At 54.8% G+C, this 750-nt stretch carries 1 rRNA gene; it reads left to right on the plus strand.

From position 1 onward, the window contains the following. Positions 1–103: ribosomal RNA gene (gene rrf, locus ACTNA2_RS09070) — 5S ribosomal RNA — on the plus strand; the annotation flags it as partial. Between the last annotated feature and the right edge of the window lie 647 nt (positions 104–750).

Consider the following 750-nt stretch of genomic DNA (forward strand, 5'->3'; position numbering starts at 1 on the left):
GCATGGGGGGCACGCCCGGTCCCGTTCCGAACCCGGAAGCTAAGCCCCATCGCGCCGAGAGTACTGCGGGGCCAGCCCGTGGGAGGCCAGGGCGCCGCTGACCGGTGGACGACACCGAGCCGTCATCGAGAATCGAGAAGGGGGAGGCCTCGCGGCCTCCCCCTTTTTGCGTTTGTATTGATCCGTGGCTCTAGATAGTTGATTTCTTTATTCTGAAGTCGCAATAGCATATGAAGTGGGTTGATTCTTTTCGAGGCCTGTTTTTGGGACTCGTTCTTTACAGTCCGCACTTAGGAACGCTCCTTTGGCTGGTTGCGTATTTCCTAGATGGATCTGCCAATTTAGATTACAAATCAATCTTTTCTCGCGTTTCACGTCTTTCGGCTAGGATTGCACACTAATGGGGCTCCAGCGCTGTCTGGCGGGGTCCTTTGTCGCGTAAAGGCTTTATAAGGGGAACCGTCGCAATCTATCTCCTAGGTGCTATTTAATTCTGGTTTGGGTATATAACCGATACGTATACATCGGACAGCATAAACACCGAGGTCATACGGTCTGTCTGAGATATATGATCGTCGATTAGACCCTGTCGGATTCCAGGGCCCTCTGGTTCATTTGTGAACAAAATATGGAGTGCGTGATTCCCGCCCCGCGGGCCCCTCCGGTCTGGCAATATATCTCCTTGCCGCGCGGCCCGGTCGGACCGGGAACCGGCGCAGGCGTGCACCTTGAGAACCGGATACTGCGAGG

Source organism: Collinsella sp. HCP28S3_E9, assembly GCF_052065455.1.
Lineage (GTDB): Bacteria > Actinomycetota > Coriobacteriia > Coriobacteriales > Coriobacteriaceae > Collinsella.